Source organism: Tardiphaga sp. 839_C3_N1_4 (genome assembly GCF_051811045.1).
Classification (GTDB): Bacteria; Pseudomonadota; Alphaproteobacteria; order Rhizobiales; family Xanthobacteraceae; genus Tardiphaga.
Genome location: NZ_JBPWQD010000001.1, coordinates 1,230,678 through 1,253,235, shown reverse-complemented (window position 1 = coordinate 1,253,235; position 22,558 = coordinate 1,230,678). Strand labels below are relative to the sequence as shown.

At 62.8% G+C, this 22,558-nt stretch carries 25 protein-coding genes; 17 read left to right on the top strand and 8 right to left on the bottom strand.

What is annotated here, in order from left to right:
* The first annotated feature begins 16 nt into the window (after window positions 1-16).
* From AB8A38_RS06315 to AB8A38_RS06290, 6 genes are all read left to right on the top strand, one after another.
* Window positions 17-1,165 (top strand): cytochrome P450, encoded by a 1,149-nt coding sequence (locus tag AB8A38_RS06315; protein WP_439088470.1) that lies wholly within the window; start codon window positions 17-19, stop codon window positions 1,163-1,165.
* A gap of 7 nt (window positions 1,166-1,172) precedes the next feature.
* Complete coding sequence (locus AB8A38_RS06310) at window positions 1,173-1,496, top strand: 2Fe-2S iron-sulfur cluster-binding protein (RefSeq protein ID WP_092142387.1); 324 nt, start codon at window positions 1,173-1,175, stop codon at window positions 1,494-1,496.
* Window positions 1,497-1,562: 66 nt separating this feature from the next.
* Window positions 1,563-2,777: an ABC transporter substrate-binding protein gene (locus AB8A38_RS06305; RefSeq protein ID WP_439085412.1), complete on the top strand. Its 1,215-nt coding sequence runs from the start codon at window positions 1,563-1,565 to the stop codon at window positions 2,775-2,777.
* 184 nt (window positions 2,778-2,961) lie between these two features.
* Entirely contained in the window at window positions 2,962-3,138 is a 177-nt protein-coding gene (locus AB8A38_RS06300) for a hypothetical protein (RefSeq protein WP_315841881.1), read from the top strand.
* Between the two features lie 203 nt (window positions 3,139-3,341).
* On the top strand, window positions 3,342-3,569 hold the full coding sequence (locus AB8A38_RS06295) for a hypothetical protein (protein WP_439085410.1): 228 nt from the start codon (window positions 3,342-3,344) through the stop codon (window positions 3,567-3,569).
* A gap of 96 nt (window positions 3,570-3,665) precedes the next feature.
* Entirely contained in the window at window positions 3,666-4,085 is a 420-nt protein-coding gene (locus AB8A38_RS06290) for a hypothetical protein (protein WP_439085408.1), read from the top strand.
* 21 nt (window positions 4,086-4,106) lie between these two features.
* Here AB8A38_RS06290 and moaC read toward each other — a convergent pair whose 3' ends face one another.
* From moaC to AB8A38_RS06270, 4 genes are all read right to left on the bottom strand, one after another.
* On the bottom strand, window positions 4,107-4,628 hold the full coding sequence (gene moaC, locus AB8A38_RS06285) for a cyclic pyranopterin monophosphate synthase MoaC (RefSeq protein ID WP_439085406.1): 522 nt from the start codon (window positions 4,626-4,628) through the stop codon (window positions 4,107-4,109).
* Window positions 4,629-4,630: 2 nt separating this feature from the next.
* On the bottom strand, window positions 4,631-5,437 hold the full coding sequence (gene trpC, locus AB8A38_RS06280; RefSeq protein ID WP_439085404.1) for an indole-3-glycerol phosphate synthase TrpC: 807 nt from the start codon (window positions 5,435-5,437) through the stop codon (window positions 4,631-4,633).
* A gap of 7 nt (window positions 5,438-5,444) precedes the next feature.
* Window positions 5,445-6,464, bottom strand: coding sequence for an anthranilate phosphoribosyltransferase (gene trpD, locus AB8A38_RS06275; protein WP_439085402.1), 1,020 nt, complete (start codon window positions 6,462-6,464; stop codon window positions 5,445-5,447).
* A gap of 118 nt (window positions 6,465-6,582) precedes the next feature.
* On the bottom strand, window positions 6,583-8,496 hold the full coding sequence (locus AB8A38_RS06270) for a SurA N-terminal domain-containing protein (RefSeq protein WP_439085400.1): 1,914 nt from the start codon (window positions 8,494-8,496) through the stop codon (window positions 6,583-6,585).
* Window positions 8,497-8,730: 234 nt separating this feature from the next.
* Here AB8A38_RS06270 and AB8A38_RS06265 point away from each other — a divergent pair, with 234 nt between their 5' ends.
* The 6 genes from AB8A38_RS06265 (at window position 8,731) to AB8A38_RS06240 (ending at window position 13,990) form a co-directional block, all read left to right on the top strand.
* Window positions 8,731-9,060 (top strand): hypothetical protein, encoded by a 330-nt coding sequence (locus AB8A38_RS06265; RefSeq protein ID WP_315841887.1) that lies wholly within the window; start codon window positions 8,731-8,733, stop codon window positions 9,058-9,060.
* Between the two features lie 17 nt (window positions 9,061-9,077).
* Window positions 9,078-9,665 carry a general stress protein gene (locus AB8A38_RS06260; protein WP_439085397.1) on the top strand — a complete coding sequence of 196 codons (588 nt, stop codon included), beginning with the start codon at window positions 9,078-9,080 and terminating at the stop codon, window positions 9,663-9,665.
* 91 nt (window positions 9,666-9,756) lie between these two features.
* Window positions 9,757-10,530: a triose-phosphate isomerase gene (gene tpiA / locus AB8A38_RS06255; RefSeq protein ID WP_439085395.1), complete on the top strand. Its 774-nt coding sequence runs from the start codon at window positions 9,757-9,759 to the stop codon at window positions 10,528-10,530.
* A 151-nt stretch (window positions 10,531-10,681) separates the two neighbouring features.
* Complete coding sequence (gene secG, locus AB8A38_RS06250) at window positions 10,682-11,062, top strand: preprotein translocase subunit SecG (RefSeq protein WP_089264515.1); 381 nt, start codon at window positions 10,682-10,684, stop codon at window positions 11,060-11,062.
* A gap of 166 nt (window positions 11,063-11,228) precedes the next feature.
* Window positions 11,229-12,860 (top strand): CTP synthase, encoded by a 1,632-nt coding sequence (locus AB8A38_RS06245; RefSeq protein WP_068730833.1) that lies wholly within the window; start codon window positions 11,229-11,231, stop codon window positions 12,858-12,860.
* Between the two features lie 83 nt (window positions 12,861-12,943).
* Window positions 12,944-13,990 (top strand): histone deacetylase family protein, encoded by a 1,047-nt coding sequence (locus AB8A38_RS06240; protein WP_315841890.1) that lies wholly within the window; start codon window positions 12,944-12,946, stop codon window positions 13,988-13,990.
* Between the two features lie 151 nt (window positions 13,991-14,141).
* On the opposite strand, the gene AB8A38_RS06235 is transcribed toward AB8A38_RS06240, so the two are convergent.
* Entirely contained in the window at window positions 14,142-14,456 is a 315-nt protein-coding gene (locus AB8A38_RS06235) for a PAAR domain-containing protein (protein WP_068730830.1), read from the bottom strand.
* 131 nt (window positions 14,457-14,587) lie between these two features.
* Here AB8A38_RS06235 and AB8A38_RS06230 point away from each other — a divergent pair, with 131 nt between their 5' ends.
* From AB8A38_RS06230 to AB8A38_RS06220, 3 genes are all read left to right on the top strand, one after another.
* Window positions 14,588-14,914, top strand: coding sequence for an NIPSNAP family protein (locus AB8A38_RS06230; protein WP_116663548.1), 327 nt, complete (start codon window positions 14,588-14,590; stop codon window positions 14,912-14,914).
* Window positions 14,915-15,080: 166 nt separating this feature from the next.
* A complete protein-coding gene (gene kdsA, locus AB8A38_RS06225; protein ID WP_439085393.1) occupies window positions 15,081-15,935 on the top strand; it encodes a 3-deoxy-8-phosphooctulonate synthase in 855 nt (284 codons plus the stop codon).
* Between the two features lie 31 nt (window positions 15,936-15,966).
* A complete protein-coding gene (locus AB8A38_RS06220; RefSeq protein WP_315841893.1) occupies window positions 15,967-17,148 on the top strand; it encodes an MFS transporter in 1,182 nt (393 codons plus the stop codon).
* Window positions 17,149-17,155: 7 nt separating this feature from the next.
* Here the strand turns inward: AB8A38_RS06220 and AB8A38_RS06215 are convergent, their stop codons facing one another.
* Complete coding sequence (locus tag AB8A38_RS06215; RefSeq protein ID WP_315841894.1) at window positions 17,156-17,605, bottom strand: NUDIX hydrolase; 450 nt, start codon at window positions 17,603-17,605, stop codon at window positions 17,156-17,158.
* A 38-nt stretch (window positions 17,606-17,643) separates the two neighbouring features.
* Entirely contained in the window at window positions 17,644-18,123 is a 480-nt protein-coding gene (gene queF, locus AB8A38_RS06210) for a preQ(1) synthase (protein WP_315841895.1), read from the bottom strand.
* Between the two features lie 128 nt (window positions 18,124-18,251).
* Here queF and eno point away from each other — a divergent pair, with 128 nt between their 5' ends.
* Together eno and AB8A38_RS06200 are read left to right on the top strand one after the other, a co-directional pair.
* A complete protein-coding gene (gene eno / locus AB8A38_RS06205) occupies window positions 18,252-19,535 on the top strand; it encodes a phosphopyruvate hydratase (RefSeq protein WP_439085390.1) in 1,284 nt (427 codons plus the stop codon).
* A 211-nt stretch (window positions 19,536-19,746) separates the two neighbouring features.
* The gene (locus tag AB8A38_RS06200; protein WP_439085388.1) at window positions 19,747-21,768 is read left to right on the top strand and encodes a glycoside hydrolase family 113; all 2,022 of its coding nucleotides are present in this window, start codon (window positions 19,747-19,749) and stop codon (window positions 21,766-21,768) included.
* A gap of 76 nt (window positions 21,769-21,844) precedes the next feature.
* Here AB8A38_RS06200 and AB8A38_RS06195 read toward each other — a convergent pair whose 3' ends face one another.
* Window positions 21,845-22,525: a hypothetical protein gene (locus tag AB8A38_RS06195; protein ID WP_439085386.1), complete on the bottom strand. Its 681-nt coding sequence runs from the start codon at window positions 22,523-22,525 to the stop codon at window positions 21,845-21,847.
* Between the last annotated feature and the right edge of the window lie 33 nt (window positions 22,526-22,558).

Here is a 22,558-nt window from a genome sequence, read left to right as displayed (position 1 = left end):
CGTCGATCCCTTCGCCATGGACTTCTTCGCCGATCCTCACCCCACCCACGAGGTGCTGCGTGAAGCCGGGCCCGTGGTGTATCTCGACAAATGGAACGTCTACGCGGTCGCGCGCTATGCCGAAGTTCATGCAGTCCTGAACGATCCCGCGACGTTCTGCTCGAGCCGCGGCGTGGGTCTTAGCGACTTTGCCAGGGAAAAACCGTGGCGTCCGCAGAGCCTCATCCTTGAAGCCGATCCGCCAGCGCATACGCGCACGCGCGCGGTACTCAACAAGGTCCTGTCGCCCGCGGTGATGAAGCAACTGCGTGACGGCTTCGCCGCGGCAGCCGATGCCAAGGTCGATGAACTGCTGGAGCGGCGCAGTTTCGACGCGGTCGCGGATCTTGCCGAAGCCTATCCACTATCGGTGTTCCCCGATGCGATGGGACTGCAGAAGGAGGGCCGCGAAAACCTGCTGCCTTATGCCGGTCTTGTCTTCAACGCCTTCGGTCCGCCGAACCAGCTGCGCCAGGACGCCATCGAACGCTCGGCGCCTCATCAGGCCTATGTCGCCGCGCAATGCCAGCGCGACAATCTCGCGCCGGGCGGTTTCGGCGCCTGCATCCATGCGCGGGTCGACACGGGCGACATCACTGCCGACGAGGCGCCGCTGCTGGTGCGCTCATTGCTGTCCGCAGGGCTGGACACGACGGTGAACGGTATCGGCGCTGCCGTTTATTGCCTGGCGCGCTACCCGCAAGAATTCGCGCATCTGCGCAGCGATCTGCCGCTGGCGCGCAATGCTTTCGAGGAGGCCGTGCGTTACGAAAGTCCGGTGCAGACCTTCTTCCGCACCACGACACGCGATGTCGAGATCAGCGGTTGCCGTGTCGGTGAGGGCGAGAAGGTGCTGATGTTCCTGGCCGCCGCCAACCGCGATCCGCGCCGCTGGGCCGATCCCGAACGCTACGACATCACCCGCAAGACGTCCGGCCATGTCGGCTTCGGCTCCGGCATCCACATGTGCGTCGGCCAGCTCGTGGCGCGGCTTGAGGGCGAGGTCATGCTCTCCGCACTGGCGCGCAAGGTCGCGGCGATCGAGATCACCGGCGAGGTCAAGCGCCGTTACAACAACACGCTGCGCGGGCTCGAAAGCCTGCCGGTCACCTTCACGCCTGCCTGAGGATTCCATGCCGAGCATTACGTTCATTCATCACGACGACCGTGCCGAGACAGTCAGCGCCAATGACGGCGATAGCGCCATGTATACGGCGCTGCTGCATGGCATCGACGGCATTACGGGCGAATGCGGCGGAGGCGCGGTCTGCGCCACCTGCCACGTCTATGTCGACGACAGCTGGCTGGGCAAAGTTGGCACAGTCGGTGCCGACGAGGATGAGTTGCTGGAGGGCGTCGCCAGCGAGCGGCTGCCGAACAGTCGGCTGTCGTGCCAGATCAAGATCACCGAGGCGCTCGATGGCCTCGTGCTCCGGCTGCCGGAGCGACAGGTGTAACTCGCAAGCAAGACCGCGACCGGCAACGTCCGGACCCGCGTAATCAAGGTAGAGGGGAGAGGCGAAATGAAGGGCTTGAAGACGTTTTTTGCCGCAGCGGCATCCTGCGTGATGGCGACGGCGGTGCAGGCGCAGGTGTCTGACGATGTGGTGCGGGTCGGTGTGCTCAACGACATTTCCGGCGTGTTCCAGGACACCAACGGCATGGGCTCGGTGGAAGCCGCGCGGATGGCCGCCGAGGACTTCAACGGCGGCGGCAAGAATATCAAGGTCGAGATCGTCTATGCCGACCATCAGAACAAGGCGGATGTGGGCTCCGCCATCGCGCGCAAATGGCTCGATGTCGAGAAGGTCGACGCCATCGTCGACGTGCCGAATTCGTCGGTCGGTCTCGCCATCAACAATATCGCTCGCAACACAAAGATGACGTTCCTGGCGTCGTCCACGGCGACCTCGGATCTCACCGGCAAGGATTGTTCGCCGAACACCATCCAGTGGGTCAACGACGCCTGGGCCACCGGCAACACCACCGCGACGGCGATGATGCAACGGGGCGGTGATGACTGGTACTTTCTCACGGTGAACTATGCGCTGGGGCAGGGCATTGAGGCCGAAGCCACCAATTACATCGCGAAGAACGGCGGCAAGGTGCTGGGGTCATCGAAGCACCCGCTCGGCACCTCCGATTTCGCCTCGCTCTTGCTGCAGGCGCAGAGCTCCAAGGCCAAGGTGATCGGCCTGGCTAATGCCGGCGCCGATGCCATCAATGCGGTGAAGCAGGCCGGCGAGTTCGGCATGCAGGACGGCCCGCAGAAGCTGGTCGCGTTCCTGATCTTCATCAATGACGTTCACGGCATGGGCCTGAAGACCGCGCAGGGCCTGTTGCTGACGGAATCCTTCTACTGGGACATGGATGACGATACCCGCGCCTTTGGCAAACGCTTTGCGGCGCGGCCGGGCATGAACGGCAAGATGCCGAGCGCCAATCAGGCGGGCGTCTATGCCTCCACGCTGGCCTATCTCAATGCCGTGGCCGCCAAGGGCAGCGACGATGCCAGTGTCGTCGTACCGCAGATGAAGACCTTCAAGGGCAAGGACAAGCTGTTCGGTGAGGTCACGATCCGTGCCGATGGCCGTGTCATTCACCCGATCTACCTGTTCGAGATCAAGAAGCCGGCAGAGTCGAAGGGGCCGTATGACTATTACAAGCTGCTCTCGACCATCCCTGCCGAAAAGGCGTTCCGGCCGATGGCCGAGGGCGGTTGTCCGATGATCAAGTAGCCTATCGCGCATCGATACCGGCAACGTCAGTCGTTCCCGGTATCGATGTGGGGTCAGTTGCGGGAATTGGCGGATCGGTAGGTGACTTGCTGCTTCGCAGAAAATACATGCGGGCTATTTCAAACCTAAAAGGCTATTCCACGTACCTAATGACATCGAAACCCTTTGATTTAAAGGATCTGGAATGTCGATTGTGGTTGGATTGATGGTCTTGCTGCTGCCGCCTGCTGCGTGGCTGCTGGTCAAACGATATGAGCGTCATCTCGATGCGCAGATCGGGCCGTGGATCGTCAGCGAGATGAAGCCGCAGCGCAGCCGGCGGCGTCTCGTGCGCGAGCACCGTGATGACAGCGATCGCTGAAATCCGCCCTTATTCAGGTTACCGCAAAACTTACAATGCGCGCGCGTAACTAAGTAGTGCGCATTCACACTTGACCTCGTCCTGCTTGGTAGTGCTGATCCTGCCACGAGCCCCAGCCTGGATGTCTCATCCGTCCGGTTGGTCGCTTGATGTGGCCCGGGACCGCCGCCAAACACCCCCCATGTCGCGCGCGGTCCCGGTTATTGTTCGTAAACAAGATCGATGACGGCGCAGGATCGCGATTTCGCAGTGATGACGCGCTCTGGGACCTTCATGAGAAATTGCGCGTCGTGCTGGCCGCAAAGATGGTTGCGCAGCGACAGCAGCTCGAGGAGCGCCTGCGCGATCTCGAACAGTTCGCGATTTCGTCGAAGCGTGCTGTCGCAGCATTGCGGTCGATGGCCGAGAGCGGTTGTCCGATGATCAAGTGACGGCCACTTGTTCGATGTCGCTGGCGATCATCGGGAATTATTTGCGGCAACTGGTGTTCTGAGGATGGGGGCCCACACCTGCGACAGGAGTGTGCCATGCTCAGGAAAATGTTGATCGGACTTGCCACAATTGCGGCCATCGGCATGACGTCCGTGCCGATGGATGCTTCCGCGCGCGGCGGCGGCCACGGTGGTGGTTTCCACGGTGGTGGTGGTTTTCACGGGGGTGGCTTCCACGGCGGCGGTATGGCCATGGGCGGCCTGCGCGGCGGCGGGTTCGGTGCAACTCGTTTCGCCGCCATGCCCGGCGGAGCACGCTTCGCCGGCATGTCCAATCGAGGCTTCCATCACTTCGGTCACCACAATCGCCACTTCCGGAATTTCGCCCCGTTTGTGATCGGATTCGGTTCGTCCTACGCCTATGCGGGCTATCCGTATTACGACAACTGCTATGACGTTATACGGGTGCGGACTTATCACGGTTGGCGATGGCGGCGCGTGTATGTCTGCGGCTGACGCCGGGCGACCGCGGGGTCTTCAATTCGCGGCGTTGTCCGTCACCAGATAGTGCCCGGACTTGCCACCCTTTTTCTCGACGAGGTGGATGCCCTCGATGCGGACACCGCGCTCGACGGCCTTGATCATGTCGTAGATCGTCAGGGATGCGACGGAGACGGCCGTCAGCGCTTCCATCTCGACGCCAGTGGGGCCCGTGACCTTGACCGACGCACGTACGCGGCAGCCCGGCAGTTTCTTGTCGGGCGTGATGTCCAGGGTGACTTTGGATAGCGCCAGCGGATGGCACAGGGGGATCAGATCCGATGTGCGCTTTGCCGCCATGATGCCGGCGATACGCGCCGTGCCGAGCACGTCGCCCTTCTTGGCGTTGCCGGAGACGATCATGTCGAGCGTCGCCTTGCTCATGATCACCAGACCTTCGGCGACCGCGATGCGTTCGGTCGCAGGTTTCTCGGACACATCGACCATGCGGGCCTCGCCCGAGGAATCGATGTGGGTGAGGGCCGGGGCCTGCTTCGATTTTTTCGTCTTGCCGGCCATGATCAACGCGTTCCGTTCGCGCGCTTGAGCAGCGTCTGCGTTGCCGCCGTCACGTCCGCCTGCCGCATCAGGCTTTCGCCGACCAGGAAGGCGGAAATGCCGACGCGTTCGAGGCGCGCGAGGTCGTCCGGCGTGAAGATGCCGCTCTCGCCGACCTTGAGACGATCCTTCGGTATCATCGGCGCCAGCGTTTCGCTGGCGGTCAGCGTGGTCTCGAAGGTGCGCAGGTTGCGGTTGTTGATGCCGATCATCGGCGAGCGCAGGTTCAGTGCCCGCTCCAGCTCCGGCTGGTCATGGATTTCGATCAGCACGTCCATGCCGTGGTCGATGGCGGCGTCCTCGATGTCACGCGCCTGGGCATCGTCGAGTGCCGCCATGATGATCAGGATGCAGTCGGCGCCATGGGCGCGCGCCTCGACGACCTGATAGGTGTCGAACATGAAGTCCTTGCGCAACACCGGCAGTTTGACGGCGGCGCGGGCGGCGACCATGAAGTCGAGATGGCCCTGGAAGGACGGCGTATCGGTCAGGACCGAGAGGCATGCGGCGCCGCCGGCCTCGTAAGCCTTGGCCAGCGTTGGCGGGTCGAAGTCCTCGCGAATGAGCCCCTTGGACGGCGAGGCTTTCTTGATTTCGGCGATCAGCGCGAATTCGTTCTTGTCGAGCTTCTTGTGGATCGCGGTCATGAAGCCGCGCGGCGCCGGTGCAGTCTTGGCTAGCGCTTCGACGGAGGCGAGCGGATGCGCGCGCTTGGCGGCCGCGATTTCTTCGCGCTTATACGCTTCGATCTTGGTCAGGATGTCGGACATCGTTGTCTCACAGGTTGGCGTTGGAGACGGTGACCAGTCGCTTCAGCTTCTCCAGTGCAGCGCCGCTGTCGAGCGACTTCTGGCCGAGTGCCACGCCTTCCTTCAGGTCCTTGACCTTGCCCGCCACGATCAATGCCGCGGCAGCATTGAGCAGCGCAACGTCGCGGAAGGCGCTCGGCTTGCCATCGAGCACGGACTGCAGCGAGGCCGCATTTTCCTGGGCGTCGCCGCCCTTCAGGGAATCCGGACCGGTGCGCGGCAGGCCCGCATCCTCGGGGGAAATCTCGAAGCTGCGGATATTGCCGTTCTCCAGCGCTGCCACGAAGGTCGGGCCCGTGATGGTGATCTCATCGAGGCCGTCCGAGCCGTGCACCACCCAGGCGGATTCGGAGCCGAGATTCTTCAGCACCTGTGCCAGCGGCAGCACCCACTGCCGCGAGAACACGCCAACCATCTGCCGGGTGACGCCGGCGGGATTGGACAGCGGCCCAAGCAGATTGAAAATCGTGCGGGTCGCAAGCTCGACACGGGTCGGGCCGACATTCTTCATGGCCGGATGATGCGCCGGCGCGAACATGAAGCCGATGCCGGTTTCCTTGAGACAGCGGCTGACGTCGTCGGGCGTGAGGTCGATCTTGACGCCAAGGGCGGCCAGCACGTCGGCCGCGCCGGAGCGCGACGACAGCGCACGATTGCCATGCTTGGCCACCGGCACACCGCAACCGGCGACGATGAAGGAGGCGCAGGTCGAGACATTCACGGAGCCGGAGCCGTCGCCGCCGGTACCGACCACGTCGACAGCGCCCGCCGGTGCATCGACCCGCAGCATCTTGGCGCGCATCACCTCAACCGCGCCGGTGATTTCGTCCACGGTCTCGCCGCGCACGCGCAGCGCCATCAGCAGGCCGCCCATCTGCGAAGGCGTGGCTTCGCCCGACATCATGCTGTCGAAGGCCGCCGAGGCTTCCTCACGCGAGAGGGAGGCGCCGGTCGCGACCTTGGCAATGATTGCCCTGAGATTGTCCATCGGATGCTTTCAGAGTGATGCACATGTCATTGCAGGCGACATCTGCGACGAAGCCATCCAGCCTTTGCTTGTTGCTTCTGGATGGCTTCGCTGCGCCCGCAATGACGACGTGGGTTTCCTAATTGGTGTTGCTGTTCGCGGCGCCGGTGGCGATCGCAACGGCTTCCGCGTTGATCTTGGTGCCGATCTGCGTCTCGAGCCTGGTGACATATTGCGCGACCTGTTCGTCTGTCAGCCCGCGCTGCAGCGTCTCCTTCAGCTTCTTGGCATCTTCGGAGGCCATATCGACCGCAGGCGCGGTGACATCGGTGATCCGGTAGACAATCCATTCCGACGGCGTGGCACCCTGGGCCTGTCCGGCCGAATCCTTGACGCCGCGGAACACGGACTGGATGACGCCGGCCGAGAGAGCCGGATCGCTCGCGTCGCGCTTGAATGGCGCGGAGGTCACGACCTTGAGTCCGGCTGCGGCGGCTTCGTCGGCGAGCTTGGCGCCGCTTTCGAGCTTCTTCGCCATGTCGACAGCCTTGTCGCGCAGGCGGGTGGTGATCTGCTCTTCGCGCCAACGTGCCTCGACCTGCGGCTTCACTTCGTCGAGCGTGCGGTCGCGCGCCGGCGTAACACCGAGCACATCGTACCAGATGTAACCGCCACCGGCCTGCAAGGCATCGTTGTCGACACCGACATCGCTGTTGAAGGCCTGGGTCACGACGTCCACACCCGTGGGCAGGCCGGCAACGGGCTGGCCGTCCGGCGCACGGCCGGAGCGATCGACCGCCTCGATGGTGACGGCGGTGAGGCCGAGCTTCTTGGCGGTATCGACGACATTGGCTCCGCCACCGCGTTCGTCCTCGATCTTGTTATGCATGTCGGACACGACGGCGCGGGCGCGCTCGATGGCAATATCGCGCTTCAGGTTGGCGGCAACGCTGTCATAGCTCGGCGTCGTGCCGGCCTGAACCTTGCCGACCTTGACCAGCGTTACGCCAAACCGTCCGGTGATCGGCTGGCTGATACCGTCGGGTGCCAGCGAGAAGGCAGCATTGGCGACGGAGGGATCGATGATGCCCGCTTTGGCAACCATGCCGAGATCGATGTCGGAGGCGGACAGGCCGCGTTCCTTGGCGAGGTCCTCGAACTTGAACGTATCGTTCAGCTTGGCGCGACCCGCTTCGGCGTCCGCCACGTTCGGGAAGACGATCTGCGAGATCTGGCGCTGTTCCGGTATGGAGAGCTTGTCCTTGCGTTCCTCGAACACCTTCCTGGCGTCGTCGTCGGACACCGTCGACCACTTCGCCATTTCATCGGGCGTCAAGGCGAGGAAGGCAATCTTGCGATATTCAGGGGCGCGGAACTGAGTCTTGCGCTCGTCGAAATAGGCGGCGAGGGCTTCGGGCGAGGGCGCCTCAATGGTCCCGGCCTGCGCAGCATCCAGCTTCACGTAGTCGACGGTGCGGGTCTCGTTCTGGTAGCGGCTCAGCGCCTCGATCATCGTCTTCGGCGGCTCGACGCCTGACGTGACGGTGCCGGCGATCTGGCGGCGCAGCGACACCTTGCGCTGTTCGGCAATGTAGCGCTGCTCCGTGAAGCCCAGCGAGCGGATCAGCTGCTGGAAGCGCGGCGCATCGAAGCCGCCGGTCGGGCTCTGGAAGTTCGGATCCGCAATGATCTGCCGCATCACCTCGGCGTCGCCGACACCGAGACCCTTGCGACGCGCGTCTTCATCCAGGGCCGCTTCGGCAACGACCTGCTGCAAGACCTGGCGGTCGAGCCCGAAGGCACGGGCCTGATCGGAGGTCAGCGGGCGGCCGAACTGGCGGCCGATCTGCTGCAGCTTGTCGTTATAGAGCTGGCGGAACTGCTCGGTCGTGATCTCGGTCGAGCCGATGGTGGCGAGCTTGGATTGCCCATAGCCCTTGAACGCGTCGGCGATACCCCAGATGCCGAAGCTGACAATCAGCACGCCCATCACGACGGCCATAATCGTCTTGCCAATCCAGTTGGATGAGGCTTTGCGCATTCCTCGAAGCATAGGGTCTTCTTATCTGTCAGGAGGGGAATCGGCTCGCACCAGCAGCCCATGGGGCCGGGGGGCGTCGCCAAATAGGAGGCGCATCATAAAGTGGCAAAAGCCGGGTCGCAACCGGCTGGGGCGGGGCGGATTGAAGCGGTTTCCGGCGCTACCGCGAGGCATTAGCGGCACATGGAACTTTCCGGCCCGCTGCCGCTTTGTTGAGCGGGGCGTTCAGGCCTGCCGGGAGACATCATGCAGATCGGTTGGCGATCGGGAGTTGCCGCCTGCGGCATCTGGATGGCGCTGACGCCGGCAGGCGCGCAGCCAAATCCGGCGATGCAGAAGCCCACGGTGACGGAGTCGACGAATTCGCAGCCGAAAACAGAAACGCCGCCACTTCCCGGCGCCAATAGTTTCACCGAAGGTCAGGCTCGCAAGTCGTTGGAGTCACAAGGCTATGTCGACGTATCGCCGCTGGTGAACGATAGCCAGGGCATCTGGCGTGGCACTGCCATGAACGGATCCAAGAAGGTCCATGTCAGCGTCGACTACAAGGGCAACGTCTCGGCGAATCCGGAATGACCGTGGGGGATAGCGCGATGAGCAAGGTGACGATCTCCCGGCTGTTCGACGATTACGCCGACGCGCAGAAGGCCGTCATCAACCTTCGTGAGGCCGGCGTGGCCGAGGACGACATCAGCATCATCGCGAACAATGCCGACAAATGGTACGCGCCTGACTATGCCGCGGGCGCCGGCAAGGGCGCCGCGATCGGTGCCGGTTTTGGCGGTGTCGGCGGACTATTGGCTGGCCTCGGACTGCTGGCGATTCCCGGTCTCGGACCGGTCGTGGCTGCCGGATGGCTGGCAGCGGCCGCAGCGGGCGCCGTGGCCGCGGGCGCCGCTGGTGGCGTGATCGGGATGCTGGCCGAAGCCGGTGTGGCCGTGAATGATGCCGAGGTCTATGCCGAGAGCATCCGCCGCGGCGGCAGCCTCGTCAGTACCAAGGTCGAGGTGGCCGACAAAGACCGGCTGGAGGCGCTGCTGCATCCATCCTCGGTCGATATCGCCAAGCGCCGCAGCGATCTGGGCGCAACGGGCTGGAGCAAGTTCGATCCTTCGGCCCCGGACCTCACGGCTGAGCAGATCAAGCAAGAGCGCGGCTTGCGGGTCACCAAACCTGCCTGAACTCCAAACCTGCCTGAACGCCCAGTCGGCTTGAGCTGGCGGATCGCCTCTGTTAGCTCAGATAACCTCTTTCAAATGACAGGATATCCTCATGACTGATGCCGTTCGGCCGCTGATCGCGGGCAACTGGAAAATGAACGGCCTCAAGGCGTCGATGACCGAGTTCGAAGCGATGCTGCGCGGTGCGCCGGATGTGCTGGACAAGGCCGATCTGCTGGTCTGTCCGCCGGTCACGCTATTGGCGACGTTTGCGTCAAAGGCATTGAGCTTCGGTCAGGAGGGAAGCCATGTCGTCACGGTTGGGGCGCAAGATTGTCACAAGAAAGTCTCAGGCGCGCATACCGGCGATATCGCGCCCGAAATGCTGGCTGATGCCGGCGCGACCGCTGTTATCGTTGGACATTCCGAGCGTCGCGCCGATCACGGCGAGACCGATGCCGTGGTTCGCGAAAAGGCGCTGGCCGCCTGGCGCGCCGGGCTCAAGGCGATCGTCTGCATCGGCGAGACCCAGGCCGAACGTGATGCCGGCAAGACGCTCGACGTCTGCGGCACCCAGCTCCAGGGCTCGCTGCCGGATGACGCGACATCGGGTAACTTGGTCGTGGCCTATGAACCGGTCTGGGCGATCGGCACAGGATTGACGCCGACAGCCCAGGATGTCGAGCAAGTTCATAAGTTTATCCGGGATCGTTTGATCGAACGCTTTAAGAACGAGGGGGCCTCGATCCGCATCCTGTATGGCGGTTCGGTCAAGCCATCCAACGCCAGGGAGTTGATGGCGGTTCCTCATGTGAACGGTGCGCTGGTGGGCGGCGCCAGCCTGAAGGCGGCCGATTTCCTTGCGATTGCGGCGGGCTGTCCCTAACTCCCACGGAATGCTGGAATTTGCGGTCCAGACCGGTCGGCGCGGGGGTGACAATCCCCCGGTCGATCGTGTAGACACCGCTGGATTCAAACCCCGCAAGCCATGACTGCAGCCGGCGATCGGCGCTGCGTGCTTGCGATGGAAGGACACGATGCAAAGCGTCATTATCGTTATCCACCTCATGATCGTCGCGGCCCTGATCGGGACGGTGCTGCTGCAGAAGTCCGAAGGCGGCGGCTTGGGCGTCGGTGGCGGCGGCGGTGGCGGCTTCATGTCCAGCCGCGGCACGGCGAACCTCCTGACCCGCACCACCGGCGTCCTTGCGGTGGGCTTCTTCCTGACCAGCCTGTTCCTGTCCTGGCTGGCGACCTATGAGCGCAAGCCGACTTCGATCTTGCCGGGCTCGACCGCACCGGTGTCGCAGCCGGGCTCGCCGCTGGCTCCGCCAACCTCGGGCGGCCTGCTGGATACGCTGAAGAAATCCGACGAACAGCAGGCTCCTGCGGCGCCGGCACCGCCACGCTCGCAATAAAGCAGAGGCGCCATGCAGGACGGGGACTACCGTCCTGCATCAGCAGATCCCATCAAGGGGCTGCAATCATTTCGTTTTTCAAGTCACCCACAGCCTCACCGATTCTCGGCTGACGGCTGCGATTCGTTTTGGCGAATCGGTTTCGGAGCCTTAAAGGTTAAGTCCCATGGCGCGGTACATTTTCATCACCGGCGGCGTGGTTTCCTCGCTCGGTAAAGGTCTGGCATCAGCGGCGTTAGGCGCGCTGTTGCAGGCGCGTGGCTACAAGGTCCGGCTTCGCAAGCTCGACCCCTATCTCAACCTCGATCCCGGGACGATGTCGCCGTATCAGCACGGCGAGGTGTTCGTGACCGATGATGGCGCCGAGACCGATCTCGATCTCGGCCATTACGAGCGCTTCACCGGGCGGCCTGCGACCAAGCAGGACAACATCACCACCGGCCGAATCTATCAGGACATCCTTACCAAGGAACGCCGCGGCGATTATCTCGGCGCCACCATCCAGGTGATCCCGCACGTCACCAACGCCATCAAGGACTTCGTCCTGTCGGATAACGACGGCTACGACTTCGTGCTGGTCGAGATCGGCGGCACCGTCGGCGACATCGAAGGCCTGCCGTTCTTCGAAGCGATCCGCCAGTTGCGCAACGACCTGCCGCGCGGCGACACTGTGTTCGTGCATCTGACGCTGCTGCCTTACATTCCGAGCGCCGGCGAGTTGAAAACCAAGCCGACCCAGCACTCCGTCAAGGAGCTGCGTTCGATCGGCATCCAGCCCGACATCCTTTTGTGCCGTTGCGACCGCGATATTCCGAAGGAAGAGCGTCGTAAGCTCGGGCTGTTCTGTAACGTGCGCGAAAGCGCCGTGATCGAGGCGCGCGACGTCGACAACATCTATGCGGTGCCCGAGGCCTACCACGTCGCCGGGCTCGACGACGAAGTGCTGGCGGCATTCGGCATGACGCCGAAGGCGCTGCCCGAGCTGAAGACCTGGAACACCATCAACGAGCGTATCCGCCATCCGGAAGGCGCGGTGACCATCGCGATTGTCGGCAAATATACCGGCATGAAGGACGCCTATAAGTCGCTGACCGAGGCGCTGTCCCATGGCGGTATCGCCAACAAGGTGAAGGTCAATCTCGACTGGATCGAGAGCGAAGTCTTCGAGAACGAGGATCCGGCGCCGTTCCTCGAACACGTCAACGGCATCCTCGTGCCTGGCGGCTTCGGCCAGCGCGGCGCCGAGGGCAAGATTCGCGCGGCGCAGTTCGCGCGCGAGCGCAACGTGCCGTATTTCGGCATCTGCTTCGGCATGCAGATGGCTGTCATCGAAGCGGCGCGCAATCTCGGCGGCATCAAGGACGCCAACTCCACAGAGTTCGGCGAGACGAAGGAGCCGGTGGTCGGCCTGATGACCGAATGGCTGCGTGGCAATGAACTCGAGAAGCGCCACAATGCCGGCGATCTCGGCGGCACCATGCGGCTCGGCGCCTATCCAGCGACACTGACCAAGGGCAGCAAGGTCTCGGACGTCTATGGCGGCGCCACGGAAATCTCCGAACGCCATCGCCATCGCTACGAGGTCAACACCGCCTACAAGGACCGCCTTGAAAAGCACGGGCTGAAGTTCTCCGGCCTGTCGCCGGATGGCGTGCTGCCGGAAATCGTCGAATACGAGAATCATCCGTGGTTCATCGGCGTGCAGTATCACCCCGAGCTGAAGTCACGCCCGTTCGAACCGCACCCGCTGTTTGCAAGCTTCATTAAGGCTGCGGCGGCGCAGAGCCGGCTGGTGTAATCCGCCGGCCAAGGTTGCGTGGCGCGATTGGCAAGCCAATCATGCGAGCTACCCCAAGAGACCTGGTTACGGAAGGATGATCCATGCGCGCTTTCTATCACCCGGATCAGGCAATTCATTCGCCGCAGCAATTCATGCGCTACGGCCGCTTCGTGCCCATCAAGGATTCGCCTGTTCGTACGGAGCGACTGATCGGCGCGTTGGCGCGGCACGGGATCACGCCTGAAAAGCCGGCCGAATACGGCACCGCGCCCGCGCTGACGGTTCACACGCCGGCTTACGTCCGCTTCCTGGAGACTGCATGGGAGAACTGGGCGCAACTGCCCGACCACGGACCGGAAGTCTGGCCGCAATATTTCCCATATTGGAGCGGGCGCCCGGAAGAGGCTGTGCGGCGGGATTGCCCGTCGACCGGATTTATCGCGCAGGTGGGATGGTATCTCGGCGACCTGTCGGTGCCGATGGGCCCCGATAGCTGGCGTTCCATCCTGCGCTCGTCAGAAACGGCGGTCACTGGCGCCGACGCCATTCTCGGCGGAGACCGCGCCGCCTACGCGCTCTGCCGGCCGTCCGGCCATCACGCCCGCGCCGATCGCGGCACCGGCTTCTGCTATCTGAACAACAGCGCGATTGCCGCGCAGCGATTGCGCAGTCGCTTCGGCAAGGTGGCGATCATCGATGTCGATGTTCACCACGGCGATGGCACGCAGCAGATTTTCTACAATCGTCCGGATGTGCTGACGATTTCGGTCCACGGCGACCCCACGAATTTCGTGCCGTTCTATACGGGCTATGCAAGCGAGACCGGACATGGTGCCGGCGAGGGCTTCGATCTCAACCTGCCGCTTCAACCCGGCGCCGGCGGCGCCGAGATGAATGCAGCCCTCGATACGGCGATCGCACGCGTTCGCGCATTTGGTGCCGATGCCCTTGTGGTGGCGCTCGGTTTCGATGCCCATCGCGATGATCCCATCGGCATCCTGAAGCTTGACGCCAAGGACTTCGGAAGTGTCGGGACCAAAATGCAATCGCTGGGTCTGCCGACGCTCGTCGTCCAGGAGGGCGGATACGGCATCGATGCGATACAGGACTGCCTCGATGCGTTCCTGACCGGCTTCAAGCAAACGTAGCCTGAGTGGTGCATGGGGCGGATTACGCTTCGCTCATCTGCCCTATGCGCTGGACTGGCTCAGCTCTCGAAGGCCGTCACGGGCTTGCAACAACGCGGAACGCCTCGTTGATGCGATCCACTCCGATGCCGGAGGAGATGGTCGGCCAATTTCACTTGCAGCCCGATGTGCTGTCTCCGGCACGGGCCATCGGCTTGCCGTTGATGAACACCCCGGTGCTGCCCGAGATGGTCTTGCCGCCGCATTCGGTGCTGCCGCCGACGACGGCCGCAGGCTTGCCGTTGATGTAGACGCCCTTCGCACCCTCGATGATCTTGCCGTCGGTGGTGGTGTCACCAACGCGTGCCGCCGGCTTGCCATCGACCATCACGCCGGTCGCGCCCGACGTGATCTTGCCGGGCTGTTGAGCGGTGGCAGACACGGTCAGTGTCATCAGGGCGACTAGCGACAAAAGGGGCTTTTGCATCGTGGATCCAAGTCGGTTGCGTCACAGGCCGCATGATGTAAGCCTGACGTTGCGCAGGCAAGGGACGATGCCGCAATAAGCCATGGGCGAGCGCCATTCGAGGCCGACAAAAAGGGAAGGAACCAAAGTCGATGATCTATGAATTGCGTGTGTATCGCTGTTTGCCGGGACGTTTGCCGGCGCTGATCAAGCGATTTGAATCTGTCACATTGAAGCTGTGGGAGAAGCACGGGATCCGGCAGTCCGGTTTCTTCACCACTGTGATCGGCGAATCCAACCAGGAGCTCACTTACATCCTCAAATGGGAATCGCTCGCCGAGCGCGAGAAGGTGTGGACCGCGTTCATGACCGACCCGGAGTGGATGTCGGCGCGCGCCAAGTCCGAGGAGGATGGCCAGATCGTCGGCAATATTGTCAGCCAGCTCCTGGCCCCGACTGCGTTTTCGGCGCTCAAGTAAGCGCGGCCCGGGCGCAGGCCGATCAGACCGCTGCGGGATAGCCGCATCGGTCAGGTTGGCGGTGCCGCCCGCTGCAACCCTGATATTCCGAGCGGCGGGATGGGCCTGATCCGGCTTGCATCCCGCCCGGTCCTGCGGTCATGGTCGCCAGAATAAGGAGACCATTTTGACCGCATCGTCCACAGCCGCGCCCGTCGTCGCACTCGGCACCGTCCGCTTCGGCAATGCTCTGCCGATCTCGGTGATCGCCGGGCCATGCCAGCTGGAGAGCCGGGCGCATGCGCTCGAAGTGGCATCGGCGCTGAAGGAGATCGCGACCCGGCTCAAGATCGGTCTCGTCTTCAAGACCTCGTTCGACAAGGCCAACCGGACCAGCGCCTCCGCCGCGCGCGGCATCGGCCTCGACGATGCTCTGCCCATCTTTGCCGAGATACGCGAGACGCTGGGCCTGCCTGTTCTCACGGACGTGCACGAGAACGATCAATGCGCCCGTGCAGCCGAGGCGGTGGACGTGCTGCAGATCCCGGCCTTCCTGTGCCGGCAGACGGATCTGCTGCTCGCGGCGGCTGCCACCGGCAAGGTGGTCAATGTGAAGAAGGGCCAGTTCCTGGCTCCCTGGGACATGGCCAATGTCGTCAGCAAGCTGACATCGTCAGGCAATGACAAGGTGCTGGTCACCGAGCGCGGTGCATCCTTCGGTTACAATACGCTGGTCTCCGACATGCGCGCGCTGCCGATCCTGGCGCGTACCACCGGCGCGCCTGTCATCTTCGACGCAACCCATTCGGTGCAGCAGCCGGGCGGCAAGGGCACGTCCTCGGGCGGCGAGCGCGAATTCGTGCCGGTGCTGGCGCGTGCGGCCGTGGCCGTCGGCGTCGCCGGTGTGTTCATCGAGACCCATCCCGATCCGGACAATGCGCCGTCCGACGGCCCGAACATGGTGCCGCTGCGCGACTTCGAGGCGCTGGTGAAGAACCTGATGGCGTTCGACGCGCTGGCCAAAGCGACGGCGAAGGCGTGACCATGTCACATCGGCCCGCGGCGGCGCGCTGATGCTGCCGCCGGTCATCAAAATCATTGCGCTGGCCTCGTTTGCTGCCGCGCTATCGCAGCGTGCGCTCGATCCGGTGCTGCCGCATGTGGCAGACGATCTGCTCGTGACGGTCGCCGTCGCCGCAGGTCTGTCATCCGCGCTCGCCTTCACTTTCGCCATCGTACAACCGGTGCTCGGCGCCGCAGCCGACATGTTCGGCAAGGCGCGGCTGATGATCGTCTGCCTGGTGCTGCTCGGCCTTGCCAGCATTCTCGGCGCGCTCACCACCTCCTATCCGCTGCTGCTGGCGACACGCGTGCTGGCGGGCATCGGAGCAGGCGGGGTGTTTCCGGTGACGCTCTCGCTGACCAGCGATCTGGTCGGGCCGAAGCTGCGCCAGGTGGCGCTGAGCCGCGTGATGGCCGGCGCCATGACCGGCAACCTGCTGGGTTCCACCGCATCCGGCATCATCGGCGATTTCTTCGGCTGGCGCGGCGTGCTGGTGATCCTCGGCAGCCTCGCCATTGCCGCGTCGGTTGCGGTCGCGCTTGGGTTCAAGGGCGCTGCGCTGGTCAAGCCGACTGCCAAGGCCGATCTGCGCAAGCTGGCGCGGGGCTACAAGGTGATCTTCCGCAACCCGAACACGCTGATCGTCTACAGCGCCGTGTTCGTCGAGGGCTGCTGCATCCTCGGCCTATTTCCCTATATCTCTTCGTTCCTCTTCGACCGAGGCGTCACCAGTCTGTCGATCGCGGGCCTGGTGATCGCCTGCTTTGCCGTCGGGGGCCTGTTCTACACGGCGACCGTGTCGCGCATGCTGGCGCGGCTCGGCATCAACGGCATGATGATCTATGGCGGCATCGTGATCGCGATCCAGCTCGCCGCCACCGCCTTCAGCCCGAACTGGCAGATCCAGGCACTGAGCCTGCTGCTGATGGGCTGGGGTTTCTACATGCTGCACGGCTCGTTGCAGATATTCTCTACGGAGCTCTCGCAGGAAGCCCGCGCCAGCGCCATGTCGCTGCACGCCTTCTGCTTCTTCATGGGACAGTCGGTCGGCCCAATCGCCTATGGCTTCGGTCTGGCGCACGCCGGCAAGATGCCAACGCTGCTGCTGTCAGCCGCTATCGTCTTTGCGCTGGGGTTTGCGGCTGCGAAGCTGCTGAAATCGACCAAGCCGGCGGATGCGGGAAGCGCTTGACGTCGGGCTAGCGTGGTGCAGCGGTCGCCAGCATCTGCAGTATTTGTTCAGGCCAGATGATCTCGGTCGTGTGCGTCAATTCATCTCGCGACCACCAGTGGTGATCGGCGATCACTTCCGACTCATCCGGGGGCCATCCGAGACGGGACAGCGTGGCATCGTGCGATGTTACGAGGTAATATTTCTCGAACGCGCTGACAAACTCGCCATCGGGCATTTGTAGATTGAACTCTCGGTTCGCCACAGGCTCACCGACTGTATCGCGGATCAAGCCCGTTTCTTCCCGGAGTTCGCGAATGGCAGCGTCATGGAAGGTCTCACCTTCCTCTAAACCTCCGCCCGGTGTTGCCCAATAATCCTGGCCGGCGAGGGCACCTGATTTGTGAATAAAACGGAAGAGCAAAACGCGCCCGTCGTTGTCGATGACGAGCAGGCGCGCGGATTTGCGCTGGCGCATGCTTGGATCTTCCGTTGTTTCCCTTTCGGGCTGAGGTTTCATCCCCGCCCGCGATACGGAGCGACGCCTTGCTCGGGCACCCACACGCCCTTGGGCAGCGTCCCGGTTTGCCAGAACACGTCGATGGGGATGCCGCCGCGCGGATACCAGTAGCCGCCGATGCGCAGCCATTTCGGCTTGATGGCCGAGGCGACGCGCTTGCCGATCTCGACGGTGCAATCCTCATGAAAGGCGCCGTGGTTGCGGAACGAGGCAAGATACAGTTTCAGCGACTTCGACTCGACCAGCCACTGGCCGGGCACATAGTCGATCATCAGATGGGCGAAATCCGGCTGGCCGGTGATCGGGCACAGCGAGGTGAATTCCGGCGCGGTGAAGCGCACCACGTAATTGGTGTCTTTCTGCGGGTTCGGTACACGGTCGAGTTTGGCCTGCTCCGGGGAGGTCGGCCATTCCACAGCGCGGCCGAGCTGCAAGTCAGCAGGCAATTTGGGGGATTTGGGGGGTGTTTTTGACATAAATATCTCCGTTGCGGCGGTTCATAGCCAATCCCGGGCCCGTCGTCACGCCAAGCGGGGTTTTCCCGCCGGGAGGCTTGCTGTAGAAGCGGCGCCAACGACCCACCCCCAGCACAAAGAGGGCATCCATGACCGCCATCGTCGACATCATCGGCCGCGAAATTCTCGATAGCCGCGGCAATCCCACGGTTGAAGTCGACGTCGTCCTCGAAGACGGGTCGATGGGCCGCGCCGCGGTTCCGTCGGGGGCTTCCACGGGCGCCCATGAGGCGGTCGAGCTGCGCGACGGCGACAAGTCCCGCTATCTCGGCAAGGGTGTGCAGAAGGCCGTCGATGCCATCAATGGCGAAATCTTCGACGCCATCGGCGGCATGGATGTCGAGAACCAGGTCCAGCTCGACGAGATCATGATCGAACTCGACGGTACCCCGAACAAGTCGCGCCTGGGCGCCAATGCGATCCTCGGTGTCTCGCTGGCCGCCGCCAAGGCGGCCGCGGAATCCTTCGACATGCCGCTGTATCGCTATGTGGGCGGTACCTCGGCCCGCACACTGCCGGTGCCGATGATGAACATCATCAATGGTGGCATGCATGCCGACAATCCCATCGACTTCCAGGAATTCATGATCATGCCGGTCGGCGCGTCCTCCTTCGCCGAAGGCCTGCGCTGCGGCGCCGAGATTTTCCACACGCTGAAGAGCGAGCTGAAGAAGGCCGGCCACAACACGAACGTGGGCGACGAAGGCGGTTTCGCACCCAATATCGGTTCGGCCGAAGCGGCACTGGATTTCGTCATGGCCGCCATCACCAAGGCCGGCTACTCCGCCGGCAAGGACGTGATGCTGGCGATGGATTGCGCCGCCACCGAGTTCTTCAAGGACGGCGCTTACGTCTATGGCGGCGAGAACAAGACCCGCAACATTTCCGAACAGGCCAAGTATCTCGCGCAGCTCGTTGCCAATTACCCGATCGTCTCCATCGAGGACGGCATGTCGGAAGATGACATGGACGGCTGGAAGCAGCTGACCGATCTGATCGGTTCGAAGTGCCAACTGGTTGGCGACGACCTGTTCGTCACCAACGTCACGCGTCTTGCCGATGGCATCAAGAACGGCCGCGCCAATTCGATCCTGATCAAGGTCAACCAGATCGGCTCGCTGACTGAAACGCTGAGCGCCGTCGAGATGGCCTACAAGGCTGGCTACACCGCGGTGATGTCGCACCGTTCGGGTGAGACTGAAGACTCCACGATTGCCGATCTCGCCGTCGCCACCAATTGCGGACAGATCAAGACCGGTTCGCTGGCCCGCGCCGACCGCACCGCCAAGTACAACCAGCTGCTGCGCATCGAGCAGCAGCTCGGCACCCAGGCGAAATATGCCGGCAAGGCTGCACTGAAAGCTCTCGCGTAAAGCGCGAGCGCGGCCGTCCAGGCCGAGCAAGAACTACGCGATCAACGCCGTTCGCTGAAATAGCGGGCGGCGGTTTTCATTGAATGACACTGACCGCGTAAGCCGACAACGAGGTTCAATTTGTAGACGTCACCATGATACCCCATTGCGGTCGCGAAGGTATCACGTTGCGGGTTCAGCCTTCTCCAGGCAATGCCGACGGAGAACGCGAATGCCCAACATCTTTAAGGTCCAAGGTTTCGGTGCACTGTCGGAGTGGAATGGACAGTTCTCCAGTGCATCGGCCGATCAGGCGTTTCAGGCCATGGCGTCACTGGGATCAAATTCGATCGCGCTGACGACGCGGATATGGACTGACAGTCGGACCGGCAATGACGTGCTCGCCGTGCCGGCCAAGACCGAAAGCGATGCAAGCCTGCTGGTTGGTTTTCAGAAGGCGCATGCCGCGGGGCTGGATGTTGTTTTCAAGCCGGGCATAACAGGTCTCGACGGCACGATCTCGCACAGTCTGGCGCCTTCGGACGTCGATGCCTTCTTCGCGTCCTACAAGGCCGAGATCGTTCACCTGGCTGAAATTGCAGAGCAAGGCGATGTCGCCAGTTTCGCCATCGGCAATGAGATGAGCAGCCTGTCGGGCGACGCCTATCGCAGTTACTGGACTGATATCATCGGAGCCGTGCGCGGCGTCTATCATGGCGAAGTTACTTACGCGGCGGCAACCGACGAAGCATCCAAGGTCAGCTTCTGGGACCAAGTCGACACGATCGGCATCAACGCCTATCCGCCCTTGACGGCCAGCACCACGCCGACGGTGGTCGATCTCGTGCATGCCTGGAACGAGGTGCCGTATAATCCGTATTACGCCAAGGCTTTCGGCTACCAGTCACCCGTCGATTTCTTTCATTCGCTGTCGATGGATTACGGCAAACCGGTGCTGATGACCGAGGTCGGCTATCGCAGCATCGATGGCACCGCGATCAATCCGGGCGGCGGATCATCCAAGGCGCCTGCGGATCTCGCCGAGCAAGCCGATGCCTATAATGCATTCTTTCAGGTCTGGAGCGCGCATGGCGGCAGCTGGCTGAAAGGCGCCGAGTTCTGGCAGTGGGACCTCAACAACTTCTACTCCGAGACCGGCTATTCGGTCATGGACAAGCCAGCGCAGGATGTGGTGGCGCAGTATTTCCAGGGAAGCGGGGTGACGCCGGGCATCACCGTCACGGGCTCATCGATCGGCGATACGATCGATCTTGGAGGCGGTAACGACGTAATCACCGGTGGGCTCGGTCATGACGAGATCTATGGCGGGGCCGGCAATGACACGATTGTCGCCGGTCCAAGCGTAGCCGGCAAGCTCACCACGACCACCATCACGCTGACGGGCTATGGCTCTGTCGTGAACGGCGTCGGCGCGCAGGCGCAGGTTCTGGTCAATGGCCAGCCGGTTTCGGGCGTACTTGAATTCACGCCTGCGAGCGATCCGTCGGGCTACCAGACCTACACGGTCACTTTCGACAATCCCGCCAGCATCTCCAGTGTCGCGATCAATCTCGCAAATTCCGAGCCCGGGCGCGCGCTGCATTTCAAGGACATTGCCATGAATGGCGTCGATCTGGTGCCAGCCGACGGCACCAATGCCAGTTCACCCGGCTCGTTCGATCTCTATGTCCGCAGCATCCAGTTCGACACGGCCAAGCATCAGGACTGGTTCTTTGGCGCCTCAAGCGACAACGACGTCGTTCGCGGTGGTGATGGCGATGACTACATCGCTGGTGGGGTCGGCAACGACATCATCAATGGCGGCAACGGCACCGACACCGCGGTATTCTCCGGCAATGTGGCCGACTACGGCATTAGCCGCAGTGGCGCTCAGACGATCGTCACTGACAGTATCGCCGGTCGCGATGGTACTGACTATCTGACCAATACGGAGTTTCTGAAATTCGCGAATGCCAGTATTGCCGTCGATACGCTTGCACAAGCACTTGCGACCAGCACTGGCAGTGAGAACTTTGCTTTCAGTCAGCCGTCCGGGCACATGACGTCCGGGCACACGGAGGTGCAGAATAGTGCGCAGGGCGGGGGCGCTGCGGAGGTCGCTCTTGCTCAGGTTCTGACGGCGTCCAGCCATCCTGTCGAGGCTGCGCTGGCGGCGCACGACGCGCTCGGCGTTCCTGATGCCGCGCTCGCGCCGGCCACGCCTCCGTCACATCATGACGTGCTGATCGTCTGAGGATTCCGGATGGCTAAAACAATTCAGCCGAGGTGACGATCACCTCGGCTGAATGCGTTTCGATATTGGCTGCGTATTATTGCGGAGCAGCCGAGACCTGTGCAGGCTTCGGCGCCGCCGGCTTGCGGCGAATACTGCCGCCGGTCACGGCCATGACACGGGCAATGGCCTGACGCTGCAGGCTGTCGTCCTTGTCGATCGAGAAGTGGTTGGTGGTGGCGTTCTCGTTGACGTTGGCGAGCTTGCCCTTGAAGCGCGGATCGGCGGCGACCGCACGACCCCAGCCGGCGGGTACGTAATAGTTCACGATCTGCTTCACGTTGTTGGGGACGGCATCGGGCGCCACCGGATCGAAGTTCACGATCAGCGCCACCGGAACATTGTACTGCGCGAGCTTGCGGGCGACCGAAATGGTCGCATCGGCGCCGGCCGAATGGCCCATCAGGATGATCGGTTCACGGTTCCCGGCCTTGTACCTGGCGATCATATCGTCCGCCTGACCGCTCCACAGCGTATGATTGCTGACGGAGGAGGCGACGCCAGCAGCCTCGAGCTTATAGGCCAGCTGGTCCATGCCGAGCGAGAACACGTTCATGAGGCCGCGATACAGATAGACATGGCCGGGGCGGCGCCCGGGTGCGGCGTCGGCATCCCCCGAACTGGCGAGCGAGGCCACAAAGAGCGACGACAGAATCAGCAAAACGGCCGCCGGAGAGGTCCACGACGGCCGTTTGGAGCCCTTGAGAGCAATCGACATAGTGCTTTCTTTCTTCGAAAAAACCCGCGACAT